Source organism: Emticicia fluvialis (assembly GCF_024793945.1).
In the GTDB taxonomy this organism is placed as follows: Bacteria; Bacteroidota; Bacteroidia; order Cytophagales; family Spirosomataceae; genus Emticicia; species Emticicia fluvialis.
On record NZ_JANUSD010000025.1, the window covers coordinates 1 to 23,636 of the forward strand.

The following is a 23,636-nucleotide window of genomic DNA, read 5'->3' on the forward strand; positions in this document are numbered from 1 at the left end:
TAGGACTATTTATGTACTTTTTGAATCTTACCAGATAAAATATCGCTACGCCGCTTAGTAAAACCCGAATCCTTTCGATCTAAACTAAAAAAAGAAGCTGCCCCTTTTTGGACAGCCTCTTTTTATTTCTTCACCAGTTTCTCTATTGCCTCTTCCACACTGCTCACAAAATTTACCCTTCCGCCTTTATTACTTTCATACATAAAATCTGTCAGGCTTTTGCTTGTGTACTGGCTGTAGTGGCCCACTATTGCAAGCGGCATATTATAGTTAGAAAACTTCTGTAGTATTTCGCCTGCAAGTTTTGTCTTCAAATCAAAAAAATCAGGGGTAATGTTCTTTGCATGTAAAATCATTTTATCGGCTCCTGCATAGCCGGCATTGGCCAATGCATCAAGGGCATCCTGCACATTATTAATTACAACACCTTCAGCTTTTAACTCCGCTACTGATACGTGGTTAATCTGGTTTATTTCTATATTCATGGTAAAAACTAATAAAAAATTGCTTCTCAAAGACAGGTATTCATCTGCAAAAAGAGGGTCGAAAAGTAAAAACCGGGTATAAAAATATTCCTTTGCGCGTTTAAAACCCACAAATTATACTTCAAAACTTTAAACAGTGATTCAGCAATCAAAAATCGGGTTTCAACTTTGTTATGATTCCTGTATTCATCTCCTCCGGTTTTCGGAACCTATTACGTAAACCTGCTTTATCAAAAGCAGCAGGTAAAAGGCGAAAAACCTGAAAATATCCGATAATTATTTTATTTTTGAGAATAATTTCCATTGCTCCCTTGAAAAAAAGAAAGTCAATTTACGACGTAGCACAAGAGCTACAGGTCTCCGTTACAACGCTCTCGTTTGTTCTGAACGGCAAAGGTCAGGAAAAACGAATCAGCAAAGAGGTTATCCAGAAAATCGAGACCTATATTAAAGAAATTGGCTATCAACCCAATCATTTAGGCCGCAGCCTGAGTACCGGTAAAAGCCGTACCATAGGCATGATAGTGGGCGACATCGACAACCCCTTCTTCTCTGAAGTAGCCAGTGGTATAGAAAAAATAGCGCTAAAAGCAGGATATACACTCATCGTGGCCAGTTCGAACAACGAACTGAACCAGATGAAATCGGTTATTAAACTACTGCACGACCGCAACGTTGATGGTTTTATCATCTCCCCCATTGCCGGCATTGAAAGTGTGATTGAAGACCTGCAGAAAGAAGGCAAGCCCATGATTATCTACAACTGCCACTTTCCGGAAATTAACACCTTTAATATCGTAGTTGATAATAAAACCGGAGCTTATACTGCTACCAGACACTTATATGAAAACGGTTTCAGAAACATTGGTTTTATTACCCTTGATTTATACAGCCAGGTAGAGCGCATTGACGGGTACCTGCAATTTATTGAGTCGGTAGATTTACAACCGCATTTACTCAAACTGCCGTATGAGCTTAATTACGAAGAAATTACCAATAAAATATCTCAGTTTCTGTTGGCCAATGAAGCGTTGGACTCAGTATTTTTCAGTACCAATTTCCTTACGTTGGGCGGCCTGAAAGCCATCAATAAATTAGGTGGCAAGTATGCCCGACTGGGGCTGGTGAGTTTTGATGACCACCTGCTGTATGATGTGCTTACCCCCGCCATAACAGCCGTGAGCCAGCCTGTCAAGCAAATTGCTTCTTCTATCATTAATCACCTGCTGGAAATGCTCAATGCCCCTGCCGATACCGCTATAGAGGCAAAGACCATCGTTTTTCCGGTAGAATTGAAAGTGAGGGCATCTTCTTTTAAAAGGTGAGGCGCTAAACCGGCCAACCCGTTGCCATTACACCAAATATTACTAAATTAGCAATCTATATTAGCAAACTCTTAACAGCCTCACTAATCATGATTGCCCGAATTACCCTCATTACACTACTGATAGCCCAAACCGTGGCATCAGCTCAACAAACGCCCCCTCCCGTCTACACAAACACTGAAACCTCTAAGCGGACAATCAGATTGGGTGTCCCGATGACTAACTCAATCCGGAAGGCATTTGCTGCCGGTACCCGTGATTTCTCAGGTAAACCCGGCCCCAATTACTGGCAACTGGAGACCGACTTTACCATTCATGCAAGCCTGGACCCTGCCACGCAAACCATTACAGGTTCTGAGAAAATTACGGTGCATAATAACAGCAAGGATGATTTAAAAACCATTGTGCTTCGCCTTGACCATAACCTTTTCCGTCCCGAAATTCAGCGGGGCGCATCAGTACCTGCTGAAACAACCGAAGGCATGATTGTAACCAGCCTGAAAGTGGATGGGCAAACCGTAGACCTGACGCCTCCACCACCAATGGGGCGTGGCGGTAGTATGTCAAGCGGTAAATTGCAGGTGTATGGCCTTAAGCAGACCATAGCAACTATCACCCTTGCGAGTCCGGTAAAAGCCGGAGCCACCGCTGTGCTGGATATCGACTGGCATACCAAGCTGCCCGGTGGGCCGCAGGGATTAGGCCACCGCATGACCCAGCGTTTTGATAGCAAGTTGTTTCAACCTACGCAGTGGTTCCCTCGTCTGGCCAAATATGATGACCTGCGCGGATGGGAAACCAGCCCTTACCTCGGCCCTGCTGAGTTCTATAATAATTTTGGCAAATATGATGTGTACATAACCGTACCCGGCGGCTGGATAGTAAGCGGCACAGGGGTACTACAAAACCCGAACGAGGTGCTGACCCCAACTGCCAGACAAAGACTGGCTACGGTGCTTAACTCAAACGATGAAGTAACCATTGTGAGCGAGGCAGAAACCGGCCCCGGAAAAGCAACCGCAGCGGGCGACAAACTGACCTGGCATTTTGCTGCCGACAAGGTGAATGACTTTGCCTGGGCAACTGCCGAAAACTTTGTATGGAGAGCCACCCGCGCCAACATACCCGGCAAAGGGCCAATCCCGATTCACATGGTTTATCTGCCTGAAAGAGCTAAATTGTTTGAAAAAGCCGGTGTGATTACCCGCCATGCGCTGGAGTTCTACTCAAAACTATGGGCGCCGTATCCGTTTCCGCAGATGACTTTGCAGGATGGCCCAAGTGCCGGAATGGAATACCCGATGGTTATTAATTCTAATCAGGGTGCGGCTGACCACGAAACCGGACACCAATGGTGGCCAATGGTGGTGGGCAACAACGAGACCCGCTACGGCTGGATGGACGAGGGCTTTAACCAGTATATGAACATACTATCTAATGCTGACATGGCCGGAAGACCTTATAAACTGGACGGACTGGGACAAAGCTACGGCCGAGTAACGGGCGATGAAAGCGAAGCCCCTCTGATGTGGAGCGCCAACGATGCAGGCAGCGGATACCGCTTCCAGACTTATGGCAAAACGCCTTTGATGTTATCTATGTTGGGTGGCATTGTGGGAGACACCGCCGTAATGGAGGCCATGAAAAAATATACTACCACCTGGAGCTACAAGCACCCGTCTCCGTGGGATTATATCTTCTTCATGAACAATGAGTTGAAACAGGATTTGAATTGGTTCTGGTACTATTGGCTATGGACAACCGAAACCGTTGAAAGCTCGATACAAGACGTAAAAACTGCCAATGGCAAAACAACCGTTACGGTGCATCAGGCAGGGCAAATGCCGTCTCCTGTGGTGCTGAAAGTAGAGTTTGAAACCGAAGGCCCGGCCATTAAAACCCTACCTAACGCAAAAATGATTGATGCCACCACTGCCGAAGTTACCTGGCCTGCCTCGGTATGGTTTAACGGTAACCGTACATACAATGCCGTTCTGAATTTTGGCAAACGCAAAATCAAAAAAATAACCTTTGACCCCCACGGCCGTTTCCCGGATTCAACCGCCTCCGACAACGTTTGGCCGAAGGAGTAGTTTTGATATTGATTCTTATTGTATGCAGCCCTGAGACTTTGGTTTTGGGGCTGCTTTTGTTTTGTGCAATTTGAAGGTGCCGGATAATAAGATTATTTTGGCTAATTTGAAAACAGTAATTATTATTGAGAATCTGGAAAGTTATTTATTATAAATTCTAAATCTTATATCCAATTCAAATTGCTTACTTATATATGAACGCGAACTATTCTATGCTTAAAAATCTACTTTCAATTATTGTGTTGGTGGTTTTGCTGATGTCATGCGAAAAATCTTACAAGTATGTAGAAGTGTACCGAGATGAGGGAGTTCTTGGAGGAAACGAAGTTAAAGAAAAAGAACCGCGCATAATAAAAGCAAAGAATGATTCAACTGCTTACCTAGAGGCTTACAAAATCTTTTGTATATCCTTAAAAGTTGATGAGGACATGAAAAAGGAATATGGTGTCACTTACTCAATACCTTTAAATTTCAAATTATATAATGCCTCAGATGAAGATATATCAGAAATGGCGTTTCTGAATAAAGAAAAAAGAAAAGACGAAATAAAGAAAGAAATATTCTCAAGGAAAAGCGTATTAGACACTACACCAGATAAAACTGTATCTGAAAATGCAGAAAAGTCTGAAGAGAAGACAAAAGTTGATTCAATGAAAATTAAAGAGCTTCAACCTTTTTTCAGAAAAAGAAAAGATGAATTTTCCACCTCTGGAATTACATGGTATGAACCTAAATCTGCCCCCCAATTTACAAACAGAAATGGTATCTGTTTATATTTTCAAACGGAAGATGGGATTCCGGGTAATTTAAGGTTCCGAATGCAATATTACGCTGATGACTGGCTTTTTATAAGCAAAGTTCAGTTTTCTATCGATGGTAATGCTTTTGAATATGTCCCTACATCAACTGAAACAGATAATGGAGACGGTGGGAAAATTTGGGAATGGTTTGATGAAAGTATTACTGATTCAGATAAAGAATTGATAAACGCTCTGGCAAATGCTAAATCTGCAAAAATGAAACTTATAGGCAAACAATACTATGACATTAAAATAATATCACAAGAACAAATAAAAGCTATTAAGAGAACAATTGAGTTTTATAACGCACTAGGTGGTGGCTTTAGTCAAAATGTAAATCAATAAATGTTCTTCTTTTAAAGCAGCCCTGAGACTTTTGGTTTTGGGGCTGTTTTTGTTTTGTGCAATTTGATGGTGCCGGATAATAAGATTATTTTCTTTTTACATTCATTAACTTTACTATTGTTGATTATTTGTAGAAAATTGGATTTATTTAATTTTCATATAATTAACTCCTATTCTCTTATTATAATCACCACCTATACTACAAATACAATTAGAAATTGACTTAATGCAAAATTAAACGATGAGTAAAATAATTGTAAATAGAATTAAGAATTATCTTGACAAAACTTTCAAAGATAAAATAGACTTATCTGATATAGCAAATAAACCCGCTGAAGAACAACAAAGATATTTCCTTTCTAGGGCATTAGCTGCATATGCATTAACTATTGAATCAGGAGCAAGTATTGAGGATGCTGGCAAATCAATTACTGATGGCTTTGATGATAATGGCATTGATGCCATATATTTTGATAGAGCATCTAAAAATCTTTGGCTAATACAATCTAAATTTATTGTAAGCGGAACAGGCGGAATTGATAATGGTGATATAGAGAAATTTACAAAGGGAGTAAAAAAGCTAATTGATGGTGACTTCGATAGATTTAACTTAAAAATAAAAGCAAAGCAAGATGAAATTTTGGAAGCATTGGACGATGCTTCAGTAAAAATTCAAACATTGTTTATTTATACAGGGAAAGAGTTATCTTCTCATAATAAGACATCAATTAATGATTTATTAGAAGAACAAAATGATTCCGAAGAAATTGTTTTCTTTTCTGATTTTAACATTGATAAAATTTATAAAGGATTAGAAACTGGTATAGGGAATACTCCTATAAATGAAGATATTATGATTTCAAATTGGGGACATATCGATGCTCCATATAAGTCCTATTATGGACAAATTACAGGTTCTGATTTAGGAATTCTATGGGAAAAGTATGGACGCAGATTATTTACTGAAAATATTCGAAGCTTTTTAGGAACATCAATCGCTAATAACGAAATTATAAAAACTATCAAAACTGAACCCGATAATTTTATCTACTTTAATAATGGAATAACGATTCTTTGCAAAAACATAAAAAAGAAGCCTATAGGTGGAAGTGATAAAGCTATTGGAGCATTTACTTGCAATGGGATATCTGTAGTTAATGGTGCTCAAACATTTGGTTCAATTGGATCGCTTTACTCTAGCAATCCAATTGAACTCAGTCAGGTAAAGATACTTGTTAAATTTATTTCTTTAGAAGAAAGCCCAGAAGGATTTGGCCAAAGAATTACCATTGCAACTAATACACAGAACAAAGTAGAAAAAAAGGATTTTGTTTCTCTTGATACTGAACAAGCTCGTATTAAAATGGAACTCAAGCTTGAAAATATAGACTATCACTACAAACGAACTGATGAAAAGGTAATAGCAAATGAAACTAATTATTTATTGGAAGAAGTCGCATTTAGCTTAGCGTCTCTTTTTAATAATGTTGATTACTCCACTATGGTTAAGAAAGAATCAGGTAAGTTCTGGGAAGATGTTACCAAACAACCATATTCTGATTTATTTAATCAAAATGTATCAGCTCAAAAAATAATCAAAGCTGCAAAAATCTATAGGTATATTTCTGAAGAAATGAGTAAAATGGCGTCCAAAACTGAAGGCAGAGAAAAGAGCATTTGCCGATATGGAAACGCATTCGTCTCTCACATAATCTTTCAGAAAATGGACAATTCAATTTGGGGAGAAAATTATGCGGACTTTAATGTTTTTTTTGATAAAATATTACCTCAAATGGCTAAAAAATATATTAAAATGTTAATAGAAAAAATTGAAACTGAATATCCATATTCAATGATTGTCTACACGCTTAGAAACTACACAAAATGTCGACACCTAAAAACACTAATGGTGTAAAAAACATTGCCAAATCGCTAATGAAAAGAAATATTAAATTATAGAGCTTAAATGTAAAATAATCAATCAAAATAAATCTTAATATTTAAGAAACAATCAATTCAAACTATAACATTGTATTATGCTTGACAAAATACCTTCTTTAAATACTTTATAATTTATGTAATACCTGGAATTCTAATTTGCTACTTTGGTTTAAACATCTTAAGCTATTTAAACCCAAACAAAGTTCAAATAAATGAGGATATTATTTCAAAAAATTCTACTTTAATATTTATTGGAATAATTTTTTCTTTCCTAATAGGTTTTCTAATTTCTCAGATTCAAATTATATTATTTAATTGGCTTATCAAAAAAATACATAAAGGACTTAGAACTATTGACGATTCTTTCCTTAGCATAGATGTAAAAAATGAACTCTTAAAACAAATTCAGGAAAAATTCAATTTAAAACATGTTGATAAGTCAATTATTTCTCAAGATCCGCTTATTACATATCTATGTTTAAATTATGTGAAAATTAAAAGCAATGATCTAAGCAATAGTTTTATTAATCGTTCTAGTAACTTATCAACATTTGCCTCTACTTTACCTATCCCAATCATTCTAGGGGTTTATAATTTTTACTTAAAATTCAATACTTACCCTTTCCTCTTTTTGATAGTTTCAATACTTATAGTTATATTAACTATTTTAGCTTCATGGAGAATAACTATCAATTTCAGAAGAGAGTGGGTAAATAGTATATATAGGCAATTCATAATACTTTCAGTTAGTTAATCGCATAAAAAAGATTAGACACCTTATTTCACTACCCTAATTAGAAATATTTCTTTTATTAAATTCTTCGTTATAATAAACTATCTAATTTATCCCTTAAAAACCAAAAAAGACCGTAACCACCAGCGCAGTTACGGTCTTTTTATTCTCTTACCATCCCCTACCAAACAGTAATCCGTTCGCTTTCGGGTTTGTACATTTTGTCGCCGGGTTGTACGTTAAATGCTTTATAGAAAGGTGTAAAGTTCATCAATGGGCCGTTCACGCGCCATTTGGCAGGTGAGTGCGGGTTGGTGTTTACGTAAGTACGCATATAGGCGTCTTTGGTTTTTACACGCCATATTCTGGCAATAGAAATAAAGAATCGCTGCTCAGGCGTAAACCCGTCTATTTTTTCACCACGCTTGTATTGCTCGGTGAGTTTAAAGGCATCAAAGGCAATGGCTATTCCGGCAATGTCTGCCGTGTTTTCACCTACTGTCAGGGCGCCTTTTACATGCACCGAATCCAATACAGTATATTGATTATACTGGTCTATTACCTGCTGGGTTCTGGCTTTAAACTTCTTGAAATCATCGGCCTTCCACCAGTTTTTCACATTACCTACTTTGTCAAATTGCGCTCCCTGATCATCAAATGAGTGTGTAATCTCATGACCAATCACCATGCCTATGCCACCGTAATTAAGGGCATCATCAGCATTCAAATCAAAATAAGGAGGTTGCAGAATACCGGCAGGGAACACAATTTCATTCAGCGGAGGGTTGTTATAGGCTGTAACGGTTGGTGGAGTAGTGCCCCATTCGGTACGGTCAACGGGTTTGCCCACTTTGGCTATTGAGTAATTGAAATCGTTCTGACTGGTAGCCAGACGGTTTTCAAAGTACGTGCCACGATTGATTTTCACGGCAGAGTAGTCCCTCCATTTATCCGGATACCCGATTTTTTCACTAAATGCATATAGCTTTTCTTTAGCCTTGGCTTTAGTAGAATCGCTCATCCAGTCCAGTTGGGTAATGCGGTTTTCAAAAGCTGTTTTCAGGTTATCTACCAACACACGCATACGTTTTTTGGCTTCTTCCGGAAAATACTTTTTCACATACAATTGTGCCAGCCCATGCCCAAGCGACCGGTCGACAGCCTCTGTAATCTCTTCTCCGCGAGGTTTTTGGGTAGCTTGTCCTGACAATTTCTTTGAATACTCAAAAGAAGCCTTTGAGAAAGGCTCACTTAGAAAATCGGCATAGGCCGTCAATGTTCTGGCTTTCAGGTAAGCCTTCCAGTCGCCTATTGTCACAGACGTCAGTAAGGCATTCAGGCGGTCATAGTAGACAGGTTGCTGCACATTCAATGAGTCTATTTTCACACCTAAGCCGCTAAAATAAGTCGCCCAGCCAATGTTTGGTTGTTTCTTGGCGATATCTGCCACAGCCAGCTTGTTGTAATTGGCCTGCACGTTTCTGCGCTCAATATTGGTTTTGTGCGATGCCGCCAGTTCTTTCTCAATACCATACACGGCACTTGCCATTTTAGCAGCAGCCGATGCCTCGGTGCCCGATAGCGTGAACAACGTAGTAAGGTAGGCCGTATAAGCCTTCTGGATACCAATGGTTGAAGAATCGGTTCTGAAATAATAATCTCTTTCGGGCAAGCCGATACCGGTTTGCGCTAAATTAACGATGTTGATGGCGCTATTTTTGATGTCCGGCCCAACGCGGAACCCGATAATAGAATAGTTGTTATACTTTTGCTGGTCAACTACAAATTTCATCAGTGCAGCCACATCTTTTATGCCGTCAATGCGTTTCAGCATAGGTTTTACGGGTTCATAGCCGCGCTTGTTGATAGTGGCAACGTCAATACCCGAAGCATAAAAATCTGCTACTTTCTGTTCGATACTTCCCGCCGGATTTTTGGCCGCAGAAACACTGTCGAGAATGCCCTGCATACGGATGCGCTGCGGGAAATTGAGGAATGAATAAGACCCCACCCCCGATTGGGTAGACGGAATCTCAACGGAGTTATACCATTTACCGTTGACATACATAAAGAAATCGTCGCCGGGTTTTACGGAAGGATCAATGTCGGTAATATGTACTTTCTGTGCCAGCGAGGGCTGTAAATACCCCAAAGCCACCACAAGGACTAAAGATAAAGAGAAGCGTTTTTTCATGTTTTATTTCAGGATGTTGAATAAAGATGTTTTATGTTGGGAAAGTACGAAAAATGTTTTTGCAAGCCAAGCAAAGATGCGAAAGTGTGGTTTATTGGATAAAAGAATCTTAAGCGCTATTAATGAATAATTTAGACTTATTCGATTTAAGAATATTAGGAGTTTCTCTTATTTCGAAAATAAAACAATTTACAACTTATTGAAAATTATATGCATATTGCAATTAGAATTTTGAATTAATTCGTTACCAATTGATTGACAATTTTGCTGAATATATTATTTTCTTTAATTTAGTTTATATGAATAAAATTCATATCCCTGACTTCAACAATGAGTTTTTGTGTATTGCAAATGCAAAAAATCCAATTTTAGCTGCATTAATTTCTTCCTACATAAGTAAAGAAAATGAACATACGCTTTTATTTGAGTATTTCGATGTCCCAATTTCAAAAAATGAGATTGTTAAAGATTTGATAAAAGAAAATTTTATTACTATCGATAGAGCTAAAGAGTTTAATATCAAAGTTAATCAAAGCTTAAAATCACTAGATAAAATAGGCACTATAATTCTTGGAGGTTTAAATGAAAACCAAAAAAGTTACCTTACTTTCTTAGAAGAATATAATGTTATAGAAATAAACAATACTTCTGACGTAGATTTTCATCTAAGTCCATTAATAAAAAAAAAGGGCTATTTAAAATGTAATGAAAATGACATATATAATGGATTAATATATGCATCTAGGAATAATCTATTATTAAAAATAGATTATCAATCAAATGACTTTCAAAAAAATGAAGAGAACTCTGATGGACTAGTTGTAATAGAGAACAGAAATGATGCTTCAACTGTAATTGCAATAAATTATGCTGTATCTTTTAATTTAGATATCAAGTTAATAGATATGCCAAAAATAGAAATAACCGAAATTAGAGATTTAATTAGGCAATGGGAAGCAGAAAAAAAGAATCAATTTTTACTTGACTTATCTGCAAAAGTTTATCCTTTTATTGAAGAAATAAATTTTAAAAAATACAATTTTGCAACTTTCTTTACTTTTGGAATTCCATACTCATTAATTCTAAAAAATGAAATTCCATTTACTCATGTTAATACCTCATTATCACCGGATTTCTTTATCCTTATAAACCTATTAAAAGAAAAATCTCCAAGCATCTTTTCTTCTTTAGTCTTTTCACCATTAGAATTTGGGAAAGATGAAGAGACTAAATTCATCATAGATAAATTTAAACAAAACGATTATTACGTTGCCGAACTGGTTGGAGAAGATGCGACTGCCTTCAATGTAGAACACCACATAAAACATTTCCCATATGAGGTATTGCACATTTGTAGTCATGGTGGGGAAGTTGGTGGTTTTTCATTTTGTGAAGAGTTTATTGATAGTAAAGGCATTAAACACATAGTTGAATATGATGAAGTTATGAGTTTTGCTCCAGACAAAAGTGAAGAATTGGTGCCAGTAACTAGAATATTGCATTGGCGAAAGTTTAATAGCTTTAAATGGAAAAGTAAAGAATTAGAAAATCAAAATTATCCTCATTACGTTTTTATAGACATGATTGAAGAATTATTTAAGAAGAATAATCAAAATCGAACAGGAAAAGAAAAATCAATTATAGAGAACTCTAGTGCTATAAAATGTTTTGATTTTAATTATCAAGCGAATTTCAATTTTATTTCCGCTCAGTCTACATTTCCTCTTATATTTAATAATACATGTTGGTCTTCTTCAGATATTGCGAACTCATTTCTGCAGTCAGGAGCATCTGGGTATATAGGAACTTTGTGGTCTATTAATAATAATATAGCAAAAAAAATTGCTGAGACATTCTATGATAATATATTTATTACTACTATTTTAAATGCTTTACACAATGCTTTTTTTCATACGAAAGATACTGATAATGAAGATATATATATTTTTTGGGGACTACATTTTTCAACTATAAAAAAAGGAGATAATATTAGTAAAAGCAAAATAGATATAGCTGACATAATATTAAATTCATTTTACGTCTGGACTGATTATTTGAAACAAGTTGATGATGAACAAACTAAAAAAATAATTACAATATATATAAATTGGCACTTGAATTATCTTTATACTTATTTTCCTATTGAAGTGTTAAGTATCTTTACTCTGCCTCATAATTTAGATAATTGCAATATTGTTGAATTATGATGTTCATTTTTCGGGGAGGATTTTTTAAAAAACAAGTCTTTCCGTTCTACTTTGAATATATTTGAGGAATAGACAAAACACGAAACTGCACTACTTACTTGTATATTAAGTAATCACCATAAGGACAGGACTCTCTTTGGTTCCCATAAATAAATATTTTATGAGATTGCTTATGGTCATAGAAGATTATAAGCAAACATATCAAGTAGATTTTAACAAAATCCAAAACCCTTTTGAAAAAACTCATTAAAATACTCACCTGGTTTATTGTTGTGCTGGCAGTACTGGGGGTAAGTATGCTTACTTTCAACGATAACCGCCCTCTTGAGGAGACCGACTATTATGCCACAACCAAAAGGAAGCTTAATGCACTTAAAATTGATGGCGGATATGGCACAAGCCTGAAAGGTGGGTGGAGTAAAGAAAGCATCACCGGAAATACTGAAATACATATAGCCGGATACGGCCTGCGCGACAGTCCGGCATCGGCAGTACATGACAGCATCTATGTGCGGTCTATTGTTTTAGACAACGGCCGGCAAAAGGTAGCCATGATAACCATGGATCTTCTGATTGCGCCTCCGTTGGTGGTAGCGCAGGTTATCTCATCACTCGGTAAACTTGGTTTTGGCAGGGGGAACATTTATTTTGGGGCTACACATACCCACAGTAGTGCAGGCGGCTGGGCAGGCGGCCCCGGAGGCCGGGCAATGGCCGGGCCAAAAAATGAGCAGATGATAAAAACCATTACAGATGCCATTATAAGAAGTGTAAAAAAGGCCGAAGCCACTGCTTCTGTATGTAAAATCGGCTTTCAGAAATTCAACGCCGGTGACTATGTAAGTAACCGTTTGTTCGGAGAGACGGCCACCGAAGACCCCTGGCTGCGTGTGATGAAAATAGAAAATGCCAATAAAGAATCGGCTTTGGTGCTCACGTATGCTGCCCATGCGACGGATATTCCGAAAGATGATAACCGGATAAGCGCCGACTACCCGGGTATGCTGGTTACCAGCCTTGAGCAATCGGGTGTATGCAATTTTGCTGCTTTTTTTGCAGGAGCCGTAGGCAGTATGCGCCCCACAGATAATGGTGAGGAATCGTACCAAAAAGCTGAAATGATGGCCGCAAACCTAGCACATTTAATCAAAACCGGTGGCAGCACTTTAAAAACAGATACTACCTCTATCCTACGAAGCGTTTATTTCCCACTGGCCTTGCGCGACCCACAACTGCGATTAAGCAAGCATATCTGCCTCCGCCCGTGGGTATTCAATTGGCTGATGGGTGAACAGGAAGTAGGCATGAATGCCTTACGCATCGGCGAAATGATATGGATAGGCACTCCCTGCGATTACTCAGGGATGCTATACAGCCCGTCAGACTTGGCAGCACAACAACTAGGCAAAGACTTAATAATTACCTCATTTAACGGCGGATACATAGGCTATATTACCCCCGACGAGTATTACAACGAACCCAAAGCCGAAACCCAGGAAATGAACTGGTTTGGGCCATATAATGGCAGGTATTTCAGAGAGGTGATAGATGGGTTGGTGACGGGGGTGGGGAGGTAGGGTTCAACGTTTTGGAGTTCCTTTGCTTTGTACTGTGTCTTATTTTATAATAGTTTTTTTGACCACCACCTCAGAACTACATATGCTTATACTATTATTTCTAAAAAAACAAGCTATATATAGTTCTAAAAGCATAGCTAAAACTTTGTATTTATTAATCGTTTTATTATTGGATGGGTCTTGCAAACAAAAAAATAGTAAGGTAAAATCAATTCAAGAACCATCGGTGGTTGCTGCGGAATTAGATGTCCCTATAGCAACTAGAAATGACACAATACTAAATACAGTTACTGATTACGTAGAAGGGCGTCGCTTCGTAATAACTTGTTACAGCGGATACAACCTTATTTTACAAAACGAAAAAGGACATACAATCTATCAAGACAGCGTGTATTCTCCTAAACAGGATTTTTTAGATTTCAATGGAGATGGTTATAAAGATATTTTAATTGATTATATGACAAATACTCCCGGCATCCAGGATTTCTTATTATATGACATTACTAATAAAACATACAAAAAAGTAATATATTTTCAGAGGTTCCCTTCCGCACAAAGAATTGGAAATACAAAATATTACTACTCTTATCATAGGAGTGGCTGTGCAGATTATAATTGGGATAGTGATTTATTTTATATTAAAAACTACGAAGCGGTAAGAATAGGAAATATTAGTGGGAGAGAGTGTAATGATGCCTCAATTAAAGATGGAATTTACATTAATAAATTAATTAATGAAGAGAAAATTGAGATTCAAAAGTTACCTATCGGCATAATTAAAGAATATAAAGATTATAAGTGGGGTTTTATTGCCCAGTACTGGAGGAAGAATTACAAGAAGTTTTTATGATTTTTTGAAAGAAAATAATAAAAAGTGAGCTTGGTGCTTTCGCGTCTTATTTGATTTTTCACAGCAATCTATCACTAATTTCTCTATTCTTGTAACCACAAAAACAAAAACCGTAACTACTTAAAAAGCAATTACGGTTCTTAAAGTACCCAGAGCCGGAGTCGAACCGGCCTGCCCTTGCAGGCATTGGTGTTTGAGACCAAGGCGTCTACCGATTCTATTACATAAAAATTCAAACTACTGTAATATTTCTTTTACCAATTTACTCAATACCTCTTTCTATAACTTTTAGTAGTTCATTTTTTGTAATATTTTCCTCCTCCGACTTATCATAAATGGTAACTAAATAAACAAACTCCATATCGTGATGGCGTTCAATAAAATAGGTTATCACACGAAATCCTCCGCTTTTGCCACCACCTTTGCTCTCACTACCTAACCGTATCTTAAAAAGCCCTGCTCCTAAATTAGTGCCCAACTTAGGATTTTCTATTAAAGTATTGGATAATGCCCTTAGTTCATTGGGCAATGACTTATACTTCTTGGCAAGTCTTTTAAACTCTTTATCAAATTTGGCAAGGGTTTGAATTTCAATTGCCATTTTCTAGTTCTTTAAAAAGTTCTGAGATAGGACGAGCTTTTATTTTCCCTTCTCGCAGCAGTTTAACCTCTTTAAGCCCTTTTTTTAAACTTTTAATTGCAACTGAAACCGTTTCTTCACTATCAGCAATAATAAGTGCTTTTAGCTCTTTCTGTACCTTTATGGGCAGAACTTTGTATTGTTCATATAAAATCTCTGCAGTACTCATAAGTTTATTATTTAGTAAATCTTTAATGGCTACTTGTTACTCATATCACAATTTACAAAGAATACCAAACAAAAAAAAGAGGTCTAAACAATTCGTTAAAATTATCTAAACCTCTTTAAAGTACCCAGAGCCGGAGTCGAACCGGCATGCCCGTGAAGGCATTGGTGTTTGAGACCAACGCGTCTACCGATTCCGCCATCTGGGCATGTACTACGGTATTAATCGAATTGGGACTGCAAAGGTATGAGTTAACAATTACAATTCAAAACCCAAGCAGAAAAAAAATTAGTGATTGAGTGAATGATTGATTTAGTGATTATTTTTATTACTAAAGCCACAATGTACACCAATGCGCTAGGTAACACGATTATTCGTCGCAGGGGCGGCCACTAATTGGCAATTTACGATTAAATCACTCATTCACCAACTCACTCATTCACTCAATTCTTAAATCCTCACTATCTCCGCGCCTATTGCGTTCAAGCGTTTGTCTATGAACTGATACCCACGGTCTATCTGTTCTATATTATCGATGATGCTGGTTCCCTCGGCAGACATCGCTGCAATCAGTAGCGATACCCCTGCACGTATATCAGGGGAGGTCATACGGATGCCTCTGAGTTTATGCTCGCGGTTCAGACCTATTACGTTGGCACGGTGCGGGTCACAAAGGATAATCTGTGCGCCCATGTCAATCAGTTTATCAACAAAGAACAGTCGGCTTTCAAACATCTTCTGGTGTATCAGCACCGTTCCTTTGGCCTGTATGGCTGTTACCAGTACTATCGAAATCAGGTCGGGAGTGAAACCCGGCCACGGCGCATCATAAATGGTAAGAATAGAGCCATCAATCAACGAACTGATTTCGTAATGTGTCTGTGCTGGAATATGAATATCATCTCCTCTGAACTCCATCTGTATGCCCAGTTTCCTGAACACATCTGGGATAATCCCCAGCTCAGGTATGCGGCAATTTTTAATCGTAATTTCAGATTGCGTCATGGCTGCCAGGCCAATAAAACTACCAATCTCAATCATATCCGGCAGCATGGTATGCTCACAGCCATGTAATTCTTTTACACCTTCAATGGTTAGCAGGTTGGATCCCACACCACTTATTTTGGCGCCCATGCTGTTCAGCATTTTGCTTAGCTGTTGCAGATAAGGCTCACATGCGGCGTTATAAATGGTGGTGGTGCCTTCGGTCATTACGGCAGCCATCAGCACATTGGCGGTTCCGGTTACCGAAATCTCGTCCATCCACACATAAGCTCCTTTCATTTTACCACCCTCAACGGTATAGAACGCGTCGTTCGGGTCATAAATAAACTCGGCGCCCAGTTTCTGAAACCCCGTAAAGTGGGTATCCAGCGGCCGGCGTCCTATTTTATCACCACCCGGGCGTGGTGCCTTTCCTTTGCCAAAACGAGCCAGCATAGGCCCCAGAAGCATGATAGACCCACGCAAGGCAGAGGCCTTCTCCTTATACTCAGGGGTCTCGAAATAATCAAAGTTCACGTTATCAGCCTGAAAACGATACGAGCCCTCGCCTACTTTTTCGCGGCGCACGCCCATGTCTTCCAGTAACTCCATGAGTTTGTTTACATCTCTGATAGCCGGAATATTATGGATGGTCACAGGTTCTTTGGTCATCAGCACAGCACATACAATCTGCAATGCCTCGTTTTTTGCCCCCTGCGGTATAATTTCTCCTTGTAGTTTTTTACCTCCTGTAATCTTGAAAGATGCCATATAGTAGAAATATCTTGCGTTCCGAAAGGTCTCCCCTTCTTCTATCTTCTTCGTTTGTTGTTATTGCTATTGTTGTTGTTATTGTTTTTATAGCCTCCGCCATTATTGAAATTCTTGTTGCGGTTATTGCGGTCGCCACGGTCGCGGTTATCGCGTGAGTGCCCCTGGGCCTGTTGCGGTTGTGGTATACGCTGGCGGCTCCCGTTACCATCTTTAGGCGACGACTCCATGAGCCCGTCACGCCGTAATTCATCAATTTCTCGCTGGAATCTGAAGCCAGACAACTCCAGAATCTGTTGCAGGCAATCTTCGGCTTCAATGCTGTCTTTGTTCCAGGTCTGGTAAAAACCTTTCATCAGACGCACCATGTATGAAATAAAGGCCTTGCGGTCTTCAAAGTCTTCGGTTATCATGGCTTTCAGCACCAGTAGCTCCAGGTTTCGGCCATAAAAACGGTGTTTCAAAGGATGCTGGTTGTAAGGCACTGTCATGGGCCTTTTACCTAGTATCTCCTTCGGAGGGGGTGGAAACGGACTGTCAACATCAAGGTCAAAATTGGCTATGACGTAGAGGTCATCCCACAGTTTTTTAGAATAGTCAATGCCTTCACGCATGTTAGGGTGAATCTGGCGCATCAATTCTATCAATATATGGGCATATTTAGTACGCTGGTCTTTGTCTGGCAGACTGACAATGTACTCGGTTAATTTCTGAATGTTACTTCCGTATTCTTTCACAATAATTAATGTAAATTGAGTGATACAAATCCCAGCAAAAGAGATTTCATAAAAAAGCAGATAATATTAAGGCTTTTCTACCATTAATAATGCTAATAGTCTAACATTATTGCAAAACATAGCAAAAGTAACAAAAATTAGCCGTTGGGTTAAATTTTTATCTATTTTTGAATAAAATTTCAATATCCGCTTTTGATGATTCTGAAAAAAATTGCCTGCTTCCTAGTTATCTATGCTTTCCTGAGCGGTTGCAGTACCAAAATCACCCAGCAATATATTTCAAGGTCTCCGGGGCCTAAGCGCGAATTCCGGGCGGTATGGGTGGCCACCATCGATAACATCGACTGGCCTTCTCGTAAAGGGTTATCAACAAATGCACAGCAACAGGAGTTCAGAACCATGCTCGATAAACAGCAAAGCTACGGAATGAATGCCGTGCTGGTGCAGGTAAGAGCAGCCTCAGACGCGTTCTATGCCCAAAGTAAAGAGCCGTGGTCTGAATGGCTCACAGGCACACAAGGTAAAGCTCCGGCTCCGTTTTACGACCCAATGGCCTTTATGATTGAAGAAGCGCACCAGCGCAAAATGGAGTTTCATGCCTGGCTGAATATGAACAGAGGCACCCACAAGGCATCTAAAAGCATAACTAAAGACCATATTACTATTACAAAGCCGGAGTGGTTTCTTACTTATGACAAGCAGAAACTATTTAATTTGGGCATACCCGAAGTGAGGGCTTATATTACAAATGTGGTGCTGGATATTTTGCGGAATTATGAAGTAGACGGTATTCATTTCGATGATTATTTTTATCCGTATCCGGCGGCAAATGAAAAACTGAAAGACGAAGCCACTTTTAAAAAGTACAAGGGGAGTTTTAAAAATATTGAAGACTGGCGACGCAACAACGTTGATTTAACCGTTAAGTCTATCAGTGAAGGTATAAGGGCAATTAAGCCCAAAGTAAAGTTTGGTATAAGTCCGTTTGGGGTATGGAGAAACGTATCTGCCGACGCCAGTGGTTCTGCAACTGCCGGAGGGCTGTCTTCTTATGACAATCTGTATGCCGATACTAAAAAGTGGATACAAAACGGGTGGATTGATTACATAGCCCCGCAGGTATATTTTAGTTTTGAGTTTGGTAAGGTACCCTACCAAAACCTGACAGACTGGTGGACCAAAAATGCGTTTGGAAGGCATTTGTATATTGGCCATGCGGTTTATCGTGTAAAAGCTGGCAGCAATGAAACAGGCTGGGAGAAAGCCGACCAGATTGCAAGGCAAATAAGGTATAACCGGGCAAAACCGCAGATTTCCGGCAGTATTTATTTCAGTGCAAAACCTTTGAGCAAGAACGAATTATCGGTGGCCGATTCAGTCAGAAATCTTTATGCTTATCCGGCTCTACCCCCGGCTATGCCCTGGAAAGACAACATACCACCCAACGCCCCTGAAAAACTGAAAGCCCTGAAAGCCAGCGACCTTGGCGTATCTATAACCTGGGAATTACCCTCGGCAAAAGCAAAAGACGGCGACGAAATAAAGGCATTTGTTTTATATAGATTCGACAAAAATGAAAAAATCAATCTGGATAACCCGGCGAAAATTCTGGCAATTGTAAGAAACGAAGGCAAACCGGGCTATATTGACCAAAATTATGAGTCGCGGAAATCATACGTATATGTAGTTACTGCACTTGATAGACTCAATAATGAGAGTGCCATCAGTAATGTTATAAGTGTTAAATAAATATTTATGAATGTCATAAAAAAACAGGCCTTTATCAGCACTATCTTCTCTTATGCAGGGGTATTGGTTGGCTTTATTTCCTGGTTTTTTGTTTTTCCTAATTTCTTCAAAAAAGAAGAAATAGGCTTGCTACAGGTATTACTTTCTTACATGTATGTAATGGTTCAGCTTTCGTCCTTGGGCTTTAATGCCGCAGGGAGCCGTTTTTTTGTTCGTTTCAGAGATGCCCAAAAAGGCCATCACGGTTTTCTGTTTCTGGGCCTTGCTGTTGGCATTACAGGTTTTCTTTTTTGCAGTATTGGCGTATATTTCCTGAAAGACTGGATGATTGCCCGTAAAGGTGAAAACAATCTTTTGGCCGACAATTTCTATTTTCTGTTACCCATTACATTTGCCACGCTGCTATTCAACTTGTTTGATAATTATGCCAAAAACCTGTATGAAACCGTAACGGGCACTTTCCTGTCGCAGTTTTTACAGCGCTTCCTGCTGCTGGCTTCATCGTTTCTGGTGGTTTTCCATGTGCTCGATTTCACGCAATATATCTGGGTATGGGTACTGGCCTTTTCTTTTTATGTTATACCCATGATATGGAAGGCATCAAAACTGGATGGGTTTTCATTAAAACCGGATTTTTCGTTGCTGACACCCCAGTTTATCAAACAGTTTGCCACCTACAGCATACTTACAATTCTGACGGGTTTTTCGTCGATGATTATCCTTTACATAGACAAAATTATGCTGGCAGAGATTTCAACCTTAGAGGAAACCGGTATTTACAGTACAGCCGCCTTCTTTGGTAGCGTAATGGGCATGTCTCTACTGGCGCTCAATAAGGCCTCAGCACCTATTATTGTAGACTCTTTTGCAGCCAATGACCTGAAAAACATTGACACCATTTACCGCAAAAGCTGTACTACTTCGCTGATTGTTGGTTGTTGGATTTTTCTGGGCATTTACCTTAATATTGACAATTTGTTTGCGTTTTTGCCAGCAGGTTATGAAGAAGGAAAGTGGGTAATAATTATATTGAGTTTAGGTAAATTATTTGACCTGGCTACGGGATTAAACGGCACCATACTGACGCTTTCGCCTTACTATAAGTATGACACCTACATTATGATTAGCCTGATAGGGCTGACGGTTTTTCTGAACTGGTTGCTGATTCCGATGTATGGTATTAACGGTGCAGCTTTTGCGCTGGCGTTATCGACTATTTATTATAATGCTGTCCGTTATGCATTTGTATGGTGGAAACTGGGTATGCAGCCTTTCACGATTGACATACCCAAAGTTCTGCTTATAATGATAGCAGCTGGTTTTGTTATAAGCCTGTTGCCAACTTTGGAAGGAAATAAATTCAGAACAGTGATAGATATAGTGTATCGTTCGGCAGGTGTTACTTTACTTTATGGTGTAATTATTTATTGGAGCAAGGTTTCACCAGAGTTGAACGGAGCCATGACGAATCTTTGGAAAGCTATAGTGAAATTAGGAAAAAAATAAACCTCAGCTAGCTCTCTCTAAAATTGAAAGAGCTAATTGAGGTTATTACTTGTTCTATTTCTTCTGCAAGGTATATATTTTGCCCGCGCTATAATCGAGTATATAAAGCTCTTTGGCGGCGTCTTCGCCAAAGGCAGAAACCGTATTTACGTTACTGAATTTGTCGCCACTATCGGTTGCTTTTGAGCCGTCGTATTTCAGAGACCATATTTTACCGCTCACATAATCGCCGAATACATACTTACCTGCCAGGTCTGGCAGTTTGGTGCCTCTGTAAACCACACCACCTGTTACCGACCGGCCGTCAGTACCCTGATTATATGCCCAGACAGGGGCTATCAGGTTAGCCTGATTACAATTGGCGTTGGCATCAAAGCAACGGTTGCCTTCTTTTATTTTCCAGCCATAATTACCTCCTTTGGTTACAATATCTATTTCTTCTACCTCATTCTGGCCTACATCTGCTACCCAAAGGTTATTATTGGTATGGTCAAAACTAAAGCGCCAGGGATTCCGCAAGCCATAGGCATAAATCTCTTCCCTAAAACCTTCACTATTGCCTTTATAAGGATTATCGGCCGGAATTGTATACGTTCCGCTTTCGGAGGCAATAACATTAATACGCAGAATTTTACCTAGCAGATTCTTGCGGTTTTGTGCGTTGTTTTGCGGGTCTCCTCCACTACCGCCATCGCCCGTGGCTATAAACAAATAACCATCAGCGCTAAAGGCCAGCTTGCCTCCGTTATGGTTGGTATAGGGTTGGTCGAAAGTAAGTAATATTTTCTCACTTCCGGCATCTGCCGTCTGAACACCCGAATTAACCTTAAAACGGGCAATAACCGTTTGCCGAGTGGGGGTATTACGCGTATAATTGACATAAAAATAGCCATTATTCTTAAAATCAGGATGAAAAGCCAGGCCAAGTAAGCCCATTTCTCCTCCTGCATCTACCTTACTATCAATATCCAAAAACACATTAGCCTGTGCGGTTGATGTGGCATTATCAAATACCCTTATAACTCCCCGTTGCTCTGCTACATACAATTTACTGGTACCGTCTGAGGCGTGGGTAAGCTCAACAGGGTCGTCGAAATTCAAATTCGGGAATGCAACCACAGCCTGGTATTCTCCGGCTGTGGGGTTGGGTGCAGAATCATCAGGTTTATTTATGGAATCAGCGTCTGACTCACAACTAAAACCCCAAAAGGCGATTATGGCCGTATAGAAGATGAACGTGCTTATTTTTTTCATTTAAGTTCTGGATTTTATGAATAAACGCGTCAGCCCCCCGAAATGATTTAAAAATTTGCAGAAACCACTAAAAAAATGGAAAGAGCTATCAATTTAATTGCTCAAGCTCGGCAGAAATGGCCTCCAATTCTTGCAAATCTTCTTTAAAACCAGCACTTTTAGGATTCTTGAATGCCCCCAGTTTAAAAGCCAAAAAATAAATCAGCAAGCAGATACCTATCGGGATGGCCGTATCTATCAGGGCAGCCTGTAAACTCATTTTCTCTAGTTTTTTAGGCAGAAACGACAGCACTGTAAAACAACCGGAAACCAACATAATCAAACCAAACCAGCCTTCAAACTTTTTGTTCTTTTCATATTCCCTGATCACTTTTTTCAGAAAAGCGCCCAGGGTGGTGCTGTTCATGTCTGTTTCCAGAATCATCTGGCTCTTGAAGACAGTCCACAATGCCATCAGAATGCCAATTGCCAGAAAAGCGAACGGAGCAAACTGCATTGTATAAGTGAAATCGAAGGGGTTGCCTGTAAAAACAGCGCCGAGTATCACAAGTTCAAATACCAGCAGAACAAAGAAAAACCTGTTTTCTCTTCTTATTTGTGCTACTCTTGACCTGGACCGCTCACGAATTATACCTACCACCAGTTTTTCGGTAAGCAACTGAGAGGTTTGTAATTTAAGGTCATACGCCTGCCAGGCCGATTTTAATTCTTCCAGATTCATGTTCTTTTCGTTTGAATGATTTTTTCTAATTTAACTTTAATACGGTTCAGCCTTACCCCTACGTTTGAGTTCGTTATACCAATAATTTCGGCAATTTCATCGTAGCTTTTATCATCCAGATATAACATAATCAACGCCTTTTCGATTTCAGACAAGTGCTCAATGGCCTGCCTCAATACCCCGGCGTTATCATGATCTTCAATTGCCATGTCGGGTATCTGAAATTCTTTGTCTGATAGCGCCTTGCGCTCAGGCTTTCTGGTTTCTTTTCTGAAGTTTGAAATAGCTGTATTCAGCGCCACTCTGTACAACCATGTAGTGTGTCTCGATTCATTTCTGAAACCGGGGTAAGATGTCCATAACTGCAAAACAATTTCCTGAAAAAGGTCTTTTTTGTCATCATCGTCATGGCAATACAAATTACATACTTTGTATATGAGGCCTCTGTTTGTATTAATCAAGCCGATAAATTCTTTTTCCATTGTCAGTTACATTGTTTAAACAATTAGTCGCGGGGCGGGTAAAAAACTTACATTAAAGCCGATATTTTTTCTACAC

Annotated in this window: 18 protein-coding genes and 1 tRNA gene; 9 read left to right on the forward strand and 10 right to left on the reverse strand. The window is 39.1% G+C overall.

Annotated elements, in window-relative coordinates; translation table 11 throughout:
• Window positions 1-122: 122 nt before the first annotated feature.
• Window positions 123-485, reverse strand: a complete 363-nt coding sequence (locus tag NZ848_RS20775; protein ID WP_259017114.1) for a DUF4180 domain-containing protein — start codon at window positions 483-485, stop codon at window positions 123-125.
• Between the two features lie 311 nt (window positions 486-796).
• On the opposite strand from NZ848_RS20775, the gene NZ848_RS20780 reads away from it, so the two are divergent.
• The 4 genes from NZ848_RS20780 to NZ848_RS20795 all read left to right on the forward strand — a co-directional run bounded on the left by NZ848_RS20780 (window position 797) and on the right by NZ848_RS20795 (window position 6,963).
• Window positions 797-1,810 carry a LacI family DNA-binding transcriptional regulator gene (locus tag NZ848_RS20780; RefSeq protein WP_259017115.1) on the forward strand — a complete coding sequence of 338 codons (1,014 nt, stop codon included), beginning with the start codon at window positions 797-799 and terminating at the stop codon, window positions 1,808-1,810.
• Window positions 1,811-1,899: 89 nt separating this feature from the next.
• Window positions 1,900-3,903: a M1 family metallopeptidase gene (locus NZ848_RS20785; RefSeq protein WP_259017116.1), complete on the forward strand. Its 2,004-nt coding sequence runs from the start codon at window positions 1,900-1,902 to the stop codon at window positions 3,901-3,903.
• Window positions 3,904-4,097: 194 nt separating this feature from the next.
• Window positions 4,098-5,048, forward strand: a complete 951-nt coding sequence (locus NZ848_RS20790) for a hypothetical protein (RefSeq protein WP_259017117.1) — start codon at window positions 4,098-4,100, stop codon at window positions 5,046-5,048.
• Window positions 5,049-5,289: 241 nt separating this feature from the next.
• Window positions 5,290-6,963, forward strand: a complete 1,674-nt coding sequence (locus NZ848_RS20795; protein ID WP_259017118.1) for an AIPR family protein — start codon at window positions 5,290-5,292, stop codon at window positions 6,961-6,963.
• 940 nt (window positions 6,964-7,903) lie between these two features.
• Here NZ848_RS20795 and NZ848_RS20800 read toward each other — a convergent pair.
• A complete protein-coding gene (locus NZ848_RS20800; protein ID WP_259017119.1) occupies window positions 7,904-9,916 on the reverse strand; it encodes a M13 family metallopeptidase in 2,013 nt (670 codons plus the stop codon).
• 299 nt (window positions 9,917-10,215) lie between these two features.
• Between NZ848_RS20800 and NZ848_RS20805 the strand changes: the two genes are divergently transcribed.
• The 3 genes from NZ848_RS20805 (at window position 10,216) to NZ848_RS20815 (ending at window position 14,550) form a co-directional block, all read left to right on the forward strand.
• Window positions 10,216-12,123, forward strand: a complete 1,908-nt coding sequence (locus NZ848_RS20805) for a hypothetical protein (protein WP_259017120.1) — start codon at window positions 10,216-10,218, stop codon at window positions 12,121-12,123.
• Between the two features lie 233 nt (window positions 12,124-12,356).
• Window positions 12,357-13,700: a neutral/alkaline non-lysosomal ceramidase N-terminal domain-containing protein gene (locus tag NZ848_RS20810; RefSeq protein ID WP_259017121.1), complete on the forward strand. Its 1,344-nt coding sequence runs from the start codon at window positions 12,357-12,359 to the stop codon at window positions 13,698-13,700.
• 82 nt (window positions 13,701-13,782) lie between these two features.
• Window positions 13,783-14,550, forward strand: a complete 768-nt coding sequence (locus NZ848_RS20815; RefSeq protein ID WP_259017122.1) for a hypothetical protein — start codon at window positions 13,783-13,785, stop codon at window positions 14,548-14,550.
• Window positions 14,551-14,812: 262 nt separating this feature from the next.
• Here the strand turns inward: NZ848_RS20815 and NZ848_RS20820 are convergent, their stop codons facing one another.
• The 5 genes from NZ848_RS20820 to NZ848_RS20840 form a co-directional block, all read right to left on the reverse strand.
• Entirely contained in the window at window positions 14,813-15,151 is a 339-nt protein-coding gene (locus NZ848_RS20820; protein ID WP_259017123.1) for a type II toxin-antitoxin system RelE/ParE family toxin, read from the reverse strand.
• Complete coding sequence (locus NZ848_RS20825; protein WP_253533580.1) at window positions 15,141-15,359, reverse strand: hypothetical protein; 219 nt, start codon at window positions 15,357-15,359, stop codon at window positions 15,141-15,143. Before NZ848_RS20825 ends, NZ848_RS20820 begins: the two co-directional genes overlap by 11 nt.
• A 121-nt stretch (window positions 15,360-15,480) precedes the next feature.
• Window positions 15,481-15,564: transfer RNA gene (locus NZ848_RS20830), tRNA-Leu, on the reverse strand.
• A gap of 242 nt (window positions 15,565-15,806) precedes the next feature.
• Complete coding sequence (murA, locus tag NZ848_RS20835) at window positions 15,807-17,111, reverse strand: UDP-N-acetylglucosamine 1-carboxyvinyltransferase (protein WP_253533579.1); 1,305 nt, start codon at window positions 17,109-17,111, stop codon at window positions 15,807-15,809.
• Window positions 17,112-17,152: 41 nt separating this feature from the next.
• A complete protein-coding gene (locus tag NZ848_RS20840) occupies window positions 17,153-17,848 on the reverse strand; it encodes a DUF4290 domain-containing protein (RefSeq protein WP_101727477.1) in 696 nt (231 codons plus the stop codon).
• 195 nt (window positions 17,849-18,043) lie between these two features.
• On the opposite strand from NZ848_RS20840, the gene NZ848_RS20845 reads away from it, so the two are divergent.
• Window positions 18,044-19,597, forward strand: coding sequence for a glycoside hydrolase family 10 protein (locus NZ848_RS20845; RefSeq protein ID WP_259017124.1), 1,554 nt, complete (start codon window positions 18,044-18,046; stop codon window positions 19,595-19,597).
• Window positions 19,598-19,603: 6 nt separating this feature from the next.
• Window positions 19,604-21,103, forward strand: a complete 1,500-nt coding sequence (locus tag NZ848_RS20850; protein WP_259017125.1) for a lipopolysaccharide biosynthesis protein — start codon at window positions 19,604-19,606, stop codon at window positions 21,101-21,103.
• A 54-nt stretch (window positions 21,104-21,157) separates the two neighbouring features.
• On the opposite strand, the gene NZ848_RS20855 is transcribed toward NZ848_RS20850, so the two are convergent.
• The 3 genes from NZ848_RS20855 to NZ848_RS20865 form a co-directional block, all read right to left on the reverse strand.
• Window positions 21,158-22,357 (reverse strand): PQQ-dependent sugar dehydrogenase, encoded by a 1,200-nt coding sequence (locus NZ848_RS20855; RefSeq protein ID WP_259017126.1) that lies wholly within the window; start codon window positions 22,355-22,357, stop codon window positions 21,158-21,160.
• 88 nt (window positions 22,358-22,445) lie between these two features.
• Entirely contained in the window at window positions 22,446-23,078 is a 633-nt protein-coding gene (locus tag NZ848_RS20860) for a hypothetical protein (protein ID WP_259017127.1), read from the reverse strand.
• On the reverse strand, window positions 23,075-23,560 hold the full coding sequence (locus tag NZ848_RS20865; protein WP_101727472.1) for an RNA polymerase sigma factor: 486 nt from the start codon (window positions 23,558-23,560) through the stop codon (window positions 23,075-23,077). Before NZ848_RS20865 ends, NZ848_RS20860 begins: the two co-directional genes overlap by 4 nt.
• Between the last annotated feature and the right edge of the window lie 76 nt (window positions 23,561-23,636).